The organism is Blastomonas sp. UPD001 (assembly GCF_003426715.1).
In the GTDB taxonomy this organism is placed as follows: domain Bacteria; phylum Pseudomonadota; class Alphaproteobacteria; order Sphingomonadales; family Sphingomonadaceae; genus Blastomonas.
In genome coordinates this window covers 3262790-3263433 of sequence record NZ_QKVT01000001.1, presented here as the reverse complement: position 1 = coordinate 3263433, position 644 = coordinate 3262790, and the positions used below count along the sequence as shown (strand labels likewise).

The 644-nt window shown below is 67.1% G+C and carries 1 protein-coding gene; it reads right to left on the bottom strand.

Features of this window, described 5'->3' with window-relative positions:
- Positions 1-137: 137 nt before the first annotated feature.
- On the bottom strand, positions 138-602 hold the full coding sequence (locus DM995_RS16605) for a nuclear transport factor 2 family protein (RefSeq protein ID WP_116970137.1): 465 nt from the start codon (positions 600-602) through the stop codon (positions 138-140).
- Between the last annotated feature and the right edge of the window lie 42 nt (positions 603-644).

Below are 644 nucleotides of genomic sequence, written 5' to 3'. Positions count from 1 at the left end.
AGGTCAAGGCCGCCGCCGAAGCGCGCCGGAAATGGGAAGCCGATGTTGCCGCCTGTCAGGCGGGCGACACGACCCGCTGCGCCCCGGCCCCCCAATAGGACGCCGCGGTCCGCACGCCGGGAGCGCCTTGCGCCAGGCTAAAGGCCCAGATCGCCAAGGCCGGGATGACCATCGGGCCGCCGGCCGAGGGGCCAGCGGAACTTGCGTTCGGCCTCCTGGATCGGGTGTTCGTTGATGCTGGCATAGCGGCGTGCCATCAGCCCGTCTGCGTCGAACTCCCAGTTCTCGTTGCCATAGGCCCGAAACCACTGGCCGCTGTCGTCATGATATTCATAGGCATAGCGCACCGCGATGCGGTTGCCGCCAAAGGCCCAGAGTTCCTTGATCAGCCGATAGTCGAGTTCGCGATTCCACTTGCGCGTCAGGAACGCCTCGATCTCGGCATGGCCGCGCGGAAATTCGGCGCGGTTCCGCCACTGGCTGTCGGGCGTATAGGCCTGGGTGACCCTGGCGGGATCGCGGCTGTTCCAGCCATCTTCGGCCAGGCGCACCTTTTCGCGCGCGGTGTCTTCGGTGAACGGGGGAAGCGGCGGACGGGGCATGACGGCATTCCTTCTCAGTGGGGTTATCGGGGCGCGAGCGGG

Bases quoted from the DNA above. Each gene is read 5' to 3' on its own strand.
- DM995_RS16605 (WP_116970137.1), bottom strand. From the start codon at position 602: ATGCCCCGTCCGCCGCTTCCCCCGTTCACCGAAGACACCGCGCGCGAA.